The following is a 12226-nucleotide window of genomic DNA, read 5'->3' as shown; positions in this document are numbered from 1 at the left end:
GGCGGCTCAGAGCTGGAGTTTGAACCCGACGTGCGAGGCGGTGAAGCCGAGCCGCTCGTAGAAGCGGTGGGCGTCGACGCGGGTCACGTCCGAGGTGAGCTGGACGAGCGCGCAGTTCTCGGTACGGGAACGCTCGATCGCCCATTCGATGAACCGGGTGCCGAGTCCGCTGCCGCGTTCGTCGGCGTGGACGCGTACGCCCTCGATGATCGAACGGGTGCTCCCCTTGCGGGAGAGTCCGGGGACGATCGTCAGCTGGAGGGTGCCGACGACGCGGCCCGCGCGGACGGCGACGACGACGTGCTGGTGGGGGTCGTCCGTCAGCCGCTTGAGCGCCGCCGCGTAGGGGGTGAGGTCGTCCGAGGACTCCCGGGTGGCGCCGAGCGGATCGTCCGCGAGCATCGCGACGATCGCGGGCAGGTCCTGCTCGGTGGCGGGACGGATGAGCAGGCCGGAATCGCTGTCTGCCATGGTCTGGTGCTCCTTGATCAGCCGGCCGCCACGGTGAGCGGGGCCCACCGGCGGGTCCAGTCACCGGGCAGGCCGGGGAGGTCTCGGGTCATGACGGTGTTGAAGGCCACGGAGCCGAGACCACGGTCCTTGAGCCAGCCGAGCAGCTCTTCGTGGCGTACGTCGACATCGGTGCGCAGGGGCCGGTCGGTGGCCGCCGCGAGGGCGGTGACCAGTGCCCGGGCCGCGCCGGTGTCCCGGGCCACCAGCGGTCCGATGACATGGGTCTCCATGTTCGGCCAGATCGCTCCGTATCCGATCAGCTTGCCGGAGGGGTCCTCGGCGATGAGCAGCCGGTCCGTGAAGGCCGGCAGCCGGGTGACCATGTGGGTCCGGTCGGCGCCGAAGACCTCGGCGTCCAGCAGGAGGATCCGCGCGATGTCCTCGGCGCCGGCGGGCCGGACGCGGACGGTGTCCTGCGCGGGCACGGCTGCTTCCGGGCTGAAGGAGCCCCGGAGCATCTCGGCGCGCCCGGTGGTCTCGAAGCCGAGCTCCTCGTAGAGGGGGCGCCCGTACGGGGTGGAGTGCAGGGTGAGCGGAACGCCCTTGAGGACCTCGTCGCAGACGTACGTCATCAGGCGCCGGCCCAGACCCTGGCGGGCGTAGCGCTCGGCGACCAGGACCATGCCGATGGCGGCGAGTTCGGGGTCGGCCAGCGGTGGTCCGTACCGGGTGACCACGCAGGCCGTGGCGAGCCCCTGTCCGTCGGGGGCGTCGATGCCGTAGCCGTGTCCGGCGGCGAGCAGCAGACCCCACTTGTGGTCCTCGCGGGGCCAGCCGCGGTCTTCGGAGAGATCGGCGCAGCGGCGGAGGTCGTCCACGGTCAGTGCGCGGATCGGGAGGGAGGTGAGGTGTGGTGGTGTCACGGCCCCAGACTGGTTCATCGGTGGCGACCCGGTCCAGGGGATTTGGGGTGCATGTTTCACGTGAAACATGCACACGAGGTTCGGTGGGCGGCATTCACTGTTTCACGTGAAACGAACGTACTAGCCTCGACGGTTATGACCCTCCTCCACCTGTTCGACCTCGACGGGACGCTGATGTACGGCTCGGCGTCGCCGGTCGAGATCTCCCGCCAGCTCGGGCTGTCCGACGAGATCGCCGACCTGGAGCGGGCCTTCGCCGCGCGGGAGCTCCAGCCGCACCAGTTCGCGCTGGCGGCGCAGAAGCTCTGGACGGACTTGACCCCGGCGCACGTCCGGGCGGCGTTCGACGGGGCTCCGTGGCTGTCGGGGATCAGGGAGGTCTGGCAGGAGATCCGGGGGCGCGGGGACTACTGCGCGGTGATCTCGCTGTCGCCGTCGTTCTTCGTGGAGCTCCTGCTGGAGTGGGGCGCGCACGCCGCGCACGGCTCGGTCTTCCCGGAAGTGCCCTTCACCCGGCCGGTGGAGGTGGCCGGGATCCTGACCCCGGAGGGGAAGGTGACGGTCGCCGACCGGCTGTGCGCGCGGTTCGGTGTGACCCGGGCCGACTGTGTCGCGTACGGGGACTCCAGTACCGACGTGGCGCTCTTCGAGGCGGTCCCGCTCTCGGTCGCGGTGAACGCCCGGCCCTACCTGGTGGAGCGGGCGACGCACGTCTACGAGGGCCGGGACCTGCGCGAGGCATACCAGCTGACAGGGGTGGCGCGCACGGGAGTTGAGGCATCTTAAGGGGAAAGTGGGTTCGAAACGCGGAATTCCCGCATTTCCCCGCAAGCTCTGGGGCGGACTGGCACGCTGTGAAACCCGGAACCACGGATTCGAAGGCCGTGGCGTGTGCAGACCTACCGAGATGTTCGAAGCGAGGCACCGCATGGACGCTCCGCCCACCAGATCGGCAAGACGGGGGTCATCCCGGATACCGTCCGGGGACGGGGCGCCCGAGCCCTCTCCCGAGCCCTCCCCCGATGCCGTGCTCATCCGCCGGACCCTCGCGGAGATCGCACCCGTCGCCGACAAGGTGACCTCCTATTTCTACGCCGTCGTCTTCACGGGATACCCGGATCTGCGGGGGCTGTTCCCCGCCGCGATGGACGTGCAGCGCGACCGGCTGCTGAAGGCGCTGCTGACGGCGGCCGAGCACATCGACAACCCTGAGGTGCTCACCGCCTACCTGCGCCGGCTGGGCACGGGGCACCGCAAGTACGGAACCCGGCCCGAGCACTATCCGCCGGTGGGAGAGGCCCTGATCGGGGCGCTGGCCAAGTACGCGGAGGCCACCTGGGGACCGGAGACCGAGGCCGCCTGGGTGCGGGCGTACACCGCCATCTCCCAGATCATGATCGACGCGGCGGCCGAGGACGAGCCCAAGGCGCCGCCGTGGTGGCACGCGGAGGTGGTCTCCCACGATCTGCGCACCTCCGACATCGCGGTGCTCACCGTCCGCCCCGACCAGCCCTACCCCTTCCTGGCAGGCCAGTACACGAGCCTGGAGACTCCGTGGTGGCCGCGGATCTGGCGGCACTACTCCTTCGCCTCGGCGCCGCGCGCGGACGGGCTGCTGTCCTTCCACGTCAAGGCCGTTCCGGCGGGATGGGTCTCCAACGCGCTCGTCCGGCACGCCCGGCCCGGAGACGTGCTGCGGCTCGGGCCCCCGGCGGGATCGATGGTGGTCGACCACAGCACCGACAACGGAATGCTGTGCCTGGGCGGAGGCACGGGCATCGCCCCGATCAGGGCCCTGATCGAGGACGTCGCCGAGCACGGAGAGCGGCGCCCGGTGGAGGTGTTCTTCGGGGCGCGCAGCGACGACGACCTGTACGACAAGGACACCCTGCTGGGGCTGCAGCGCTCGCACCCCTGGCTGTCGGTGCGCCCGGTGGTCTGCGACGAGGGCCTGGCCGGACAACTGCCGCAGGCCGTCGGCACGCACGGGCCCTGGAGCTCGTACGACGCGTTCGTCTCGGGGCCGGCCGCGATGATCCGCAGCGGGGTGGACGCGCTGAAGAGGATCGGGATCCCGGGCGAGCGGATCCGCCACGACGAGGTGGAGGAACTGGCGGGCGTCGCCGGCTGATTCCGGCGGCGGCGCCCGCGTGCGGTGGGTCAGCCCAGGTCGGGGGCGTGCATCGCGCGCACGCCCTCGATGTTGCCGTCGAGGTAGTGGCGCAGGGACAACGGGACGAGATGTACCGCGGCGATGCCGACGCGGCTGAAGGGCACGCGGACGATCTCGTACTCGCCCTCCGGCTCGTCGATCTCGGGGCCGTGTCGCTGGCTGGGATCCATGGATTCGAGATGGCAGACGAAGAAGTGCTGCACCTTGACGCCGGTCACTCCCCCGTCGGCGATGTGCTCGACGGTGTCGACGAAGCAGGGCACGACATCGGTGATCTTCGCGCCGAGTTCCTCGTGGAGCTCTCGGTGGAGGGCGTCGACGACGGTCAGGTCCGAGGGCTCCACGCCCCCGCCGGGGGTGAGCCAGTACGGGTCGACGCCGGGTTTGGTCCGCTTGATGAGGATCAGGTCGTCACCGTCGAGCAGGATCGCGCGGGCGGTGCGTTTGACCACTGGACGTTCGGTCATGGGAGAAGAGTGGCCCAGACTTCCGCTTCTGAAACGCGTGCGGGTGAAACCCGCCGGGCGGGGATCCGTGCGGTCCGAGCCGCGGGACAGCGTGCTCGGACCGCTTTCGGACGACCGGTCAGTTCCCCGTGGCTGCCAGGTCGAGTGCCCGCAGCACGTCCTTGACCAGGTCCTCGGTGTCCTCGGCGCCCGCGGAGAAGCGGATGAAGCCCTCCGGAACGGCGTCTCCGCCCCACCGCCGGCGGCGCTCCGCGGTGGAGCGCACCCCGCCGAAACTGGTGGCGTCCTCGACGAGCCGCAGGGCCGCCATGAACCGTTCCGCGTGCGCGCGGTCGGCCAGGGTGAAGGACACCACGGAGCCGAAGCCCCGCATCTGCCGCGCGGCCGTCTTGTGGGACGGGTCCGCCGGCAGGCCCGGGTAGCGCAGCCCGGTGACGTCGCCGCGGTCGGCAAGGGCCTCGGCGACGGCGAGCGCGTTGGCCCACTGGCGCTGGGCGCGAAGCTGGATGGTGGACAGGGACCGGTGGGCGAGCCAGGCCTCCATGGGGCCGGGGATCGCGCCGACCACCTTGCGCCAGCGGCGGATGCCCGCGGCGAGCTCGGCGTCCCGGCAGACGACGTAACCGAGCAGCAGGTCGCCGTGGCCGGTCAGGCCCTTGGTGCCGCTGGCCACCGAGAAGTCGGCGCCCAGTTCGAGGGGGCGCTGGCCGAGCGGGGTGGCGAGGGTGTTGTCGACGGCGACGAGGGTTCCGCCGGCGTGCGCCGCGTCCACGAGGCGTCGTACGTCGCAGACGTCGAGCCCCGGGTTGGACGGGGTCTCCAGCCACAGCAGCCGGGCCCCGTCGAGAACCGCGAGCTGGGCGTCCTCGGCGGTGGGGGCGGTGCGCACGTGGACCCCGTACGCCTCCAGCTGTTCTCGTACGAGGGGCAGCACCTGGTAGCCGTCGTCAGGCAGGACGACGGTGTCGCCGGCGCGTGCCTGGGAGAGCAGGACGGCGGACACCGCGGCCATGCCGGAGGCGAAGACGACCGTATCCACCCCGTCCAGGCCGGGGGCCTCCAGCTCCCCGATGGCCCGCTCCAGCAGGGTCCAGGTGGGGTTGGTGTCGCGGGCGTAGGCGTAGGGGCCCTCTACGTCGCCGGGGAGGTGGAAGTGGGCGGCGAACACGGGGCCGGGCAGCGGCGGCTCGTTCTTGACGGGCTCCGGCAGTCCGGCGCGGACGGCGACGGTGCCGTCGCCGAGCCGCTCCGCCCGCGGAGGCACGTGGTCGGGGGTGTTCATAGGGTGTGCTCCTTCACGGCTTCGCTCACGGCGGCCAGCAGGCCGGGGCTCGCCGCCTCGACCAGGTGCAGGCACTGCTCGAATCCGTCGAGGGTGCCGTAGTAGGGGTCCGGCACGTCGGTCTGCGCCGTGGAGGCCGCCGGGTCGTAGGACCGCAGCAGCCGGACCTTGGCGGCGTCCTCCGGGGTGGGGGCGAGCGCCCTCAGGTCACGCAGGTGCCCGGCGTCGAGCGCGATGACGAGGTCGAGGCCGGCGAACCAGGAGGCCCGGAACTGCCGGGCCCGGTGGCCCGGCTCGTACCCGGCGGCCTCGAGGACGGCCACGGTGCGCGGGTCGGCCCCGTCACCCTCGTGCCAGCCGCCGGTGCCGGCGCTGTCGACCTCTACCAGGCCCGAGAGCCCGGCGTCGGCCACGTGGGAGCGGAAGACCGACTCGGCCATGGGCGAGCGGCAGATGTTGCCGGTGCAGACGAAGCACACGCGGTACATGGGCGCCCGGCTTCAGTTCTTGTCGGGCAGGACCATGTTCATGGCCCAGGAGACGACGGAGATGATCAGGGCACCGACGATCGCCGACCAGAAGAAGTCCTCTACGTGGAAGCTGAGGTCGAACTGCCTCGCCAGCCATGAGGTCAGCAGCAGCATCGCCGCGTTCACCACGATGGTGAAGAGGCCGAGGGTGAGGACGAAGAGGGGCAGCGAGAGCAGCTTCACCACGGGCTTGACGATGAAGTTGACCAGGCCGAAGATCAGCGCGACCAGGATCAGGGAGAGCGCTTGGTGGCCCATGCTGGTGCCGTCGTCCAGCGTGATGCCCGCGACGAGCCAGATGGCGACGGCCAGGGCTACCGCGTTGGCGAGGGTCTTGACTACGAAATTCGTCATGTGTCTGATCGTTGCAGACAAGGTCCCGGTGGAACATCAGCTGATCCGCGGATGCTTGCCGGACGAGAGAGCACAAGGGGTACAAAGAAGATGAAGGCCTTCCGGCTGGACGACCTCGAGGCCGAGCGGGCCGCGAACGAGGGTGCCTACCTGCAGTTCCTGCGCGAGCGGAACATGTCGGTCGGGCTGTACGCGCTGGACGCCGGGCAGAACGATCCCCAACAGCCGCACGGCCAGGACGAGGTGTACTTCGTCGTGAGCGGCCGGGCCTCGATCACCGTCGGGGAGGAGACGACGATGGTGGCGAACGGGAGCGTGGTCTACGTGCCGGCCGGGGTGCCGCACAAGTTCCACCACATCACCGAGAACCTGAAGGTGATGGTCGTCTTCTCTCCGCCGGAAGGGTGAACGGACCCCGGGACTGAGGGTCCGGGTCCCTGTCCCCCTAGGGGTCGGATCAGGGGACTACGGGGGCTCGCGGGGCCCCACCGGGGGCCGTGGCCTCCTAGCATCGAGAGCAGGAGTTCACCGGCTAGACGGACTAGGAAGAAGAGGTCGAGGACATGGAAGGCATCCGAGGGATATTCGAAGGCATGCCCTGGTGGGTCAAGTGGGTCGCCGTTCCACTGCTGGTGCTGTTCGTCTTCGGAGGCGTGATCACCAGCATCATCGGTGCGCTGATCGGCTTCCTCTTCAAGGCGCTGCTCCTCGTGGCCCTCGTCGGAGGCCTGATCTTCGTCGTCAGGAAGTTCAAGGGCACCGAGTCGAAGTCCTCCGCCGGGGAGTGGTAGAACTGGCGCAACCAGGGTCACAGCGGGATTAACCCAGCTGAGGGAACGTGAAGCGCTAAACCGCTCACAGCCCGGGAATCGGCGGATAGAGTGGCAATCTGTGCCGTTCCCTGGGCACCGAACGCCGGTACTGCCGCTCTGACCTGCGGTTCTTTGTTACAGCCACCGAGCACGACCCCCAGGAGTCACGGCACACGCGGGGGCGGCCCCCGCAGGGCGGGCCCCCCCAAGGCTCGCCGCCACGCCTGGGGGTGAGCTTTGTCTTCGGTTCACAATGCCGGTGTGCCGACTCTGATCGGTTCGGTGCAGCGGGCACTGAGGCTGCTCGAAGCGGTGGGTTCCCATAGTGAGGGAGCCCCGGCGAAACAACTGGCGCGCGAGGCCGGGCTCCCGCTTCCCACCGCGTACCACCTGCTGCGCACCCTGACGCACGAGGGCTATCTGCGACGGGAGAGCGGGGTCTTCGTCCTGGGGGACGCCGCGGGCCGACTGGCCGGTGGCGGGCTTCAGCAGAAACGTCGCAGCATGATCCTCGACTCCCTCGCGCACTTCCGCGACGCGGTCGGGGCACCGGTCTACTTCGCGGTCTACCGCGAGGGTGAAATCGAGGTCGTGGGTGTCTCGGACACCCCGGCGAACCCGGCCTGCGAAGAGTGGGCCGATTTCCGTGAGACCGGCCACGCGCACGCCATCGGGCAGTGCCTGCTCGGCCAGCTCGACGAGAAGACGCGCAAGGACTACTACGACCGTCACCCGGTCGAGGCCATCACCGCCTACACCGTGCGGGATCTGCGGGCTCTCGAGCAGCGGATCGGCTCCATGGAGCGGATGCAGCCGGTGACCGAGCGGCAGGAATACGCCCTGGGCACGGTGTGCGCGGCCATCCCCATCACGGCCGGCGACACCGCCGCGACGATGGCGATTTCTCTTCCTCTGCACCAAGAAAATCGATTGCTGTATGCGGTCGATCGGCTACGGAGTGAAGTAGGCGCGCTGTTGAGCACCCTCTCGTTCTCTATCAGTATCTGAAAACTCACTCCTTGTGATCTGCTAGCGCTTCCACCACTCTTGTCAAGAGGGCCTTGGGGGATCATTCCTGGCCACTTCCACTACAGCGGGGTAGGCAATGCGCGAGTCGGTACAGGCAGAGGTCATGATGAGTTTCCTCGTTTCCGAGGAGCTCTCGTTCCGGATCCCGGTGGAACTCCGGTACGACGCTCGTGACCCCTACGCAGTGCGCCTGACCTTCCACCTTCCCGGAGACGCGCCCGTGACCTGGGCGTTCGGCCGGGAGCTCCTTCTCGACGGCATCAACAAGCCGTGCGGTGACGGCGATGTCCACATCGCCCCGACCGATCCGGAGGAACTGTCCGACGTCCACATCCGGCTGCAAGTAGGAGCAGACCGGGCTCTCTTCCGCGCGAGCGCGGCGCCACTCGTGGCGTTCCTCGACCGCACCGACCGGATCGTTCCGCTCGGCCAGGAGCGCAACCTCGGGGACTTCGAGGAGAACCTCGACGAGGCGCTCGACAAGATCCTCGCGGAGTCCCAGCAGAACGAGCAGAACGCGGGCTGACGGAAGCCCGGCCGGACGCCTGCTGACCAGGGCGCGCCGGCAAGCGTCACCGCACCACCTGGATCACCTGCATTACGGCAACGCCGGCACCACATGCACCGTCAGCACCACATGCACCACCGCACGAACGCATCACCGCACGAACGCACCACGGCTCAGCGTGCCGACGCGCTGAGCGCTCCATCTTGCCGTTCCGCACGACCGGCCGTGCGCGCGAACTGACCAGTCGCGCCCGTCGGTCCGCCCTTCAGCGCTTGCGTCGCCGGCCCCGGCCGCCGCGGAGCGGCCCCGAGGCCGCTGTGGCCGCCGGGGATCCCGCGCGGTCGGCGGACACCACGAGCGCGGCCAGCGCCGTCGTCACCGGTACCGAGGCGACCAGCCCGATCGAGCCCACGAGGGTTCGTACGATCTCTTCCGCGACCAGCTCGCTGTTGGCCACCGAACCCATACTGCTGTTCGCGATCGAGAACAGGAGGAGCAGGGGCAACGCCGCGCCCGCGTAAGCCAGTACCAAGGTGTTCACCACCGACGCGATGTGGTCGCGCCCGATGCGGATTCCCGCACGGTAGAGCCCGCGCGGGCCCATCGACGGGTCTGCCTGGTGGAGTTCCCAGACCGCCGAGGTCTGAGTGACGGTCACGTCGTCGAGTACGCCGAGCGATCCGATGATGACACCCGCAAGCAGCAAACCGCTCATGTCGATGTTCGGGTAGAGCCCGTGGATCAGCCCGGTGTTGTCGTCCGTGTTGCCGCTGAGGAACGCCCAGTCGATGAACAGTGAGCCCAGCAGGCCGATCAGTAGCAGCGAGACGAGGGTGCCGAGGACCGCGACCGAGGTGCGGGCCGTCAGTCCGTGGCACATGTAGAGCGCGATCAGCATGATCGCGCTCGCTCCGACCACGGCCACGACCAGCGGATTCGACCCCTGCAGGATCGCGGGGAGGATGAAGAGGGTCAGCACCGCGAAGCTGACGGCGAGGGCGATGAGCGCGAACAGCCCGCGCATCCGCCCGACGAGGACCACCGCGAGGGCGAAGATGCCCGCGAGCAGGGCCATCGGCAGCTTGCGGTTCACGTCGACCACGGAGTACTGGAGGTCCTGGGGTGCGTCCGGGGCGTAGGCGACCACCACTTCCTGGCCGTCCGTCAACTGTCGTGGCGCTCCGGGCTGGACGATCTCCACGAACTCGCGGCCCTTGTCGGGGCCGCTGCCGACCTTGATGGTGGCCTTCTTGCACTCGCCGGTCTGCGAGGCGAGGGCCTCGCGCCCCTCGGGGGTGGAGGTGTCGCCGGTGGCCGGCACCTGCGCGGCGTTCACGGATTTGCAGTCGACGTGCTGGAGTGCGACGACCTTGCCTTGCTGGGTCTGGCGGTCGAAGCCGACCCCGGTGCGCTCGTGGGTCGGCGCGCCACCGGGCCAGAGCACCATCATGCCGATCACGACGGCGGTGGCGAAGGGGATCAGAACGGCTGCGATCACCTTGCGCAGGTGCTTCGAGACGGGGGCCGCCGGGCCATGGCTGTGTGAATGGCCGTGGGAGTGCCCGGGAGACCGGTCGGGCGAGTGACCGGGGTCCGCGTGCGAGTGACCTGCGTGGCCGGCGTGACCAGCGGGATCCGTGGGCTCGGTGGGGGGCTGCGGCGAGGGCGTCACCGGCCGATCATCGCAAGAGATGAGGGGGCCCACTGTTCAGCACGCCACACATGACGCTAGCGTGGGGGCTACTTTGCACAACGCGGGAGCTCGGAGCACCGGGCTGAGAGGGCGCTGATCACCGTTCGCATTCGAATATGCGTACGGGAGGAGGCTGCGTCGACCGCCGAACCTGTTACCGGGTAATGCCGGCGTAGGGAGATTAGGTCTCATGACCATTCAGGACGCACGCACGCCTGCCGCCAGCCAGGACGCCGACGGCCAGCCGACCGAGCGCCAGCCTGGCTGGCACAAGGGATACGTGGCGGGCTCCCGCCCCGACATCCGGGTGCCGGTTCGCCAGGTCCACCTCACCAACGGCAAGGACGTGACGCTCTACGACACGTCCGGGCCGTACACCGACCCGCAGATCGAGACCGACGTGCGCCGGGGCCTGCCGCCCCTGCGCGAGAACTGGATCATCGGCCGCGGCGACACCGAGGAGTACGCGGGCCGCCCCGTGCGCCCCGAGGACGACGGCATCAAGCACACCTCGCCGCGCGGTGGCCTCAAGAACCTCGACGCGGTCTTCCCGGGCCGCCCGCGTCAGCCCCGCCGCGGGCGTGGCGGCGCCACGGTCACGCAGCTCGCGTATGCCCGCCGGGGCGAGATCACCCCGGAGATGGAGTACGTCGCGATCCGCGAGAACGTCTCCCCCGAGGTCGTCCGCGAGGAGATCGCCGCAGGTCGCGCGGTCATGCCGGTCAACGTGAACCACCCCGAGATCGAGCCGATGATCATCGGCAAGCGGTTCCTGGTGAAGGTCAACGCCAACATCGGCAACTCCGCGGTCACCTCCTCGATCGAGGAGGAGGTGGACAAGATGACCTGGGCGACCAAGTGGGGCGCCGACACGGTCATGGACCTCTCGACCGGCCGCAACATCCACACCACCCGCGAGTGGGTGCTGCGAAACTCCCCCGTGCCGATCGGCACCGTGCCGCTGTACCAGGCGCTGGAGAAGGTCGACGGCCGCGCCGAGGACCTGACCTGGGAGATCTACAAGGACACGGTCATCGAGCAGGCCGAGCAGGGCGTCGACTACATGACGGTCCACGCCGGCGTGCTGCTGTCGTACGTGCCGCTGACCGCCCGCCGCAAGACCGGCATTGTCTCGCGCGGCGGCTCGATCATGGCCGCCTGGTGCCTGGCGCACCACAAGGAGAACTTCCTCTACACGAACTTCGAGGAGCTCTGCGAGATCCTCGCGGCGTACGACGTCACGTACTCCCTGGGTGACGGCCTGCGCCCCGGTTCCATCGCGGACGCCAACGACGCGGCGCAGTTCGCGGAGCTGAAGACCCTGGGCGAGCTGAACACGATCGCCAAGCGGTACAACGTGCAGACGATGATCGAGGGCCCCGGGCACGTCCCGATGCACAAGATCAAGGAGAACATCGACCTTCAGCAGGAGATCTGTGAGGAGGCGCCGTTCTACACGCTCGGCCCGCTGACCACCGACGTCGCGCCCGCGTACGACCACATCACCTCGGGCATCGGCGCCGCGATGATCGCCTGGTGGGGCACCGCGATGCTCTGCTACGTCACGCCCAAGGAGCACCTGGGCCTGCCGAACCGCGACGACGTGAAGACCGGTGTCATCACGTACAAGATCGCGGCTCACGCGGCGGACCTGGCCAAGGGCCACCCGGGCGCCCAGGAGTGGGACGACGCCCTGTCGGACGCGCGGTTCGAGTTCCGCTGGGAGGACCAGTTCAACCTGGCCCTCGACCCGGACACGGCCCGTGAGTTCCACGACGAGACCCTCCCGGCCGAGCCGGCCAAGACCGCGCACTTCTGCTCCATGTGCGGTCCGAAGTTCTGCTCGATGAAGATCAGCAGAAGCATCACAGAGCAGTTCGGCGGCGACGTGGACGCCACCCCGGAGGAGATCGAGGCCGGGATGCTGGAGAAGTCGAAGGAGTTCGCGGCCTTGGGCAACCGGGTGTACCTGCCGCTGGCCAACTGACCTGTATAGCCGGGG

General features: G+C 69.3%; 14 protein-coding genes. 7 read left to right on the top strand and 7 right to left on the bottom strand.

Going from position 1 to position 12226, the window contains the following annotated elements:
• Positions 1-6: 6 nt before the first annotated feature.
• Positions 7-471 carry an N-acetyltransferase family protein gene (locus AC061S_RS08130; RefSeq protein WP_478685166.1) on the bottom strand — a complete coding sequence of 155 codons (465 nt, stop codon included), beginning with the start codon at positions 469-471 and terminating at the stop codon, positions 7-9.
• A 17-nt stretch (positions 472-488) separates the two neighbouring features.
• Entirely contained in the window at positions 489-1376 is an 888-nt protein-coding gene (locus tag AC061S_RS08125; RefSeq protein WP_478685165.1) for a GNAT family N-acetyltransferase, read from the bottom strand.
• 135 nt (positions 1377-1511) lie between these two features.
• On the opposite strand from AC061S_RS08125, the gene AC061S_RS08120 reads away from it, so the two are divergent.
• Both AC061S_RS08120 and AC061S_RS08115 read left to right on the top strand, forming a co-directional pair.
• On the top strand, positions 1512-2162 hold the full coding sequence (locus AC061S_RS08120) for an HAD family hydrolase (protein WP_478685164.1): 651 nt from the start codon (positions 1512-1514) through the stop codon (positions 2160-2162).
• 58 nt (positions 2163-2220) lie between these two features.
• The gene (locus tag AC061S_RS08115) at positions 2221-3507 is read left to right on the top strand and encodes a globin domain-containing protein (RefSeq protein WP_478685282.1); all 1287 of its coding nucleotides are present in this window, start codon (positions 2221-2223) and stop codon (positions 3505-3507) included.
• Between the two features lie 29 nt (positions 3508-3536).
• Here AC061S_RS08115 and AC061S_RS08110 read toward each other — a convergent pair whose 3' ends face one another.
• The 4 genes from AC061S_RS08110 to AC061S_RS08095 form a co-directional block, all read right to left on the bottom strand.
• The gene (locus tag AC061S_RS08110; RefSeq protein ID WP_327253807.1) at positions 3537-4016 is read right to left on the bottom strand and encodes an NUDIX hydrolase; all 480 of its coding nucleotides are present in this window, start codon (positions 4014-4016) and stop codon (positions 3537-3539) included.
• Positions 4017-4134: 118 nt separating this feature from the next.
• Positions 4135-5298: a cystathionine gamma-lyase gene (locus AC061S_RS08105; RefSeq protein ID WP_478685163.1), complete on the bottom strand. Its 1164-nt coding sequence runs from the start codon at positions 5296-5298 to the stop codon at positions 4135-4137.
• Positions 5295-5786 (bottom strand): low molecular weight protein-tyrosine-phosphatase, encoded by a 492-nt coding sequence (locus AC061S_RS08100; protein ID WP_478685162.1) that lies wholly within the window; start codon positions 5784-5786, stop codon positions 5295-5297. The genes AC061S_RS08105 and AC061S_RS08100 overlap by 4 nt, the downstream gene beginning before the upstream one ends.
• 12 nt (positions 5787-5798) lie before the next feature.
• Positions 5799-6182, bottom strand: a complete 384-nt coding sequence (locus AC061S_RS08095) for a phage holin family protein (RefSeq protein ID WP_478685161.1) — start codon at positions 6180-6182, stop codon at positions 5799-5801.
• Between the two features lie 90 nt (positions 6183-6272).
• Between AC061S_RS08095 and AC061S_RS08090 the strand changes: the two genes are divergently transcribed.
• From AC061S_RS08090 to AC061S_RS08075, 4 genes are all read left to right on the top strand, one after another.
• Entirely contained in the window at positions 6273-6590 is a 318-nt protein-coding gene (locus tag AC061S_RS08090; RefSeq protein ID WP_478685160.1) for a cupin domain-containing protein, read from the top strand.
• A gap of 164 nt (positions 6591-6754) precedes the next feature.
• Positions 6755-6973, top strand: coding sequence for a DUF5326 family protein (locus AC061S_RS08085; protein WP_243331368.1), 219 nt, complete (start codon positions 6755-6757; stop codon positions 6971-6973).
• A gap of 291 nt (positions 6974-7264) precedes the next feature.
• Positions 7265-8002 carry an IclR family transcriptional regulator gene (locus tag AC061S_RS08080; RefSeq protein WP_478685281.1) on the top strand — a complete coding sequence of 246 codons (738 nt, stop codon included), beginning with the start codon at positions 7265-7267 and terminating at the stop codon, positions 8000-8002.
• A 97-nt stretch (positions 8003-8099) separates the two neighbouring features.
• Positions 8100-8549 (top strand): SsgA family sporulation/cell division regulator, encoded by a 450-nt coding sequence (locus AC061S_RS08075; protein WP_243331178.1) that lies wholly within the window; start codon positions 8100-8102, stop codon positions 8547-8549.
• 247 nt (positions 8550-8796) lie between these two features.
• On the opposite strand, the gene AC061S_RS08070 is transcribed toward AC061S_RS08075, so the two are convergent.
• Positions 8797-10236 (bottom strand): YibE/F family protein, encoded by a 1440-nt coding sequence (locus tag AC061S_RS08070; RefSeq protein ID WP_478685159.1) that lies wholly within the window; start codon positions 10234-10236, stop codon positions 8797-8799.
• 178 nt (positions 10237-10414) lie between these two features.
• On the opposite strand from AC061S_RS08070, the gene thiC reads away from it, so the two are divergent.
• Positions 10415-12211, top strand: coding sequence for a phosphomethylpyrimidine synthase ThiC (thiC, locus tag AC061S_RS08065; protein ID WP_478685158.1), 1797 nt, complete (start codon positions 10415-10417; stop codon positions 12209-12211).
• Positions 12212-12226: the final 15 nt, after the last annotated feature.

This window comes from Streptomyces sp. CA189, from assembly GCF_056428985.1.
This window is presented reverse-complemented; position numbering and strand designations above follow the sequence as displayed.

What these genes read in the sequence shown, in the direction of transcription:
- AC061S_RS08095 (WP_478685161.1), bottom strand. Translation starts at nt 6,182, where the DNA reads ATGACGAATTTCGTAGTCAAGACCCTCGCCAACGCGGTAGCCCTGGCC.
- AC061S_RS08130 (WP_478685166.1), bottom strand. Translation starts at nt 471, where the DNA reads ATGGCAGACAGCGATTCCGGCCTGCTCATCCGTCCCGCCACCGAGCAG.
- AC061S_RS08075 (WP_243331178.1), top strand. Translation starts at nt 8,100, where the DNA reads ATGCGCGAGTCGGTACAGGCAGAGGTCATGATGAGTTTCCTCGTTTCC.
- AC061S_RS08090 (WP_478685160.1), top strand. Translation starts at nt 6,273, where the DNA reads ATGAAGGCCTTCCGGCTGGACGACCTCGAGGCCGAGCGGGCCGCGAAC.
- AC061S_RS08105 (WP_478685163.1), bottom strand. Translation starts at nt 5,298, where the DNA reads ATGAACACCCCCGACCACGTGCCTCCGCGGGCGGAGCGGCTCGGCGAC.
- AC061S_RS08110 (WP_327253807.1), bottom strand. Translation starts at nt 4,016, where the DNA reads ATGACCGAACGTCCAGTGGTCAAACGCACCGCCCGCGCGATCCTGCTC.
- AC061S_RS08100 (WP_478685162.1), bottom strand. Translation starts at nt 5,786, where the DNA reads ATGTACCGCGTGTGCTTCGTCTGCACCGGCAACATCTGCCGCTCGCCC.
- thiC (WP_478685158.1), top strand. Translation starts at nt 10,415, where the DNA reads ATGACCATTCAGGACGCACGCACGCCTGCCGCCAGCCAGGACGCCGAC.
- AC061S_RS08120 (WP_478685164.1), top strand. Translation starts at nt 1,512, where the DNA reads ATGACCCTCCTCCACCTGTTCGACCTCGACGGGACGCTGATGTACGGC.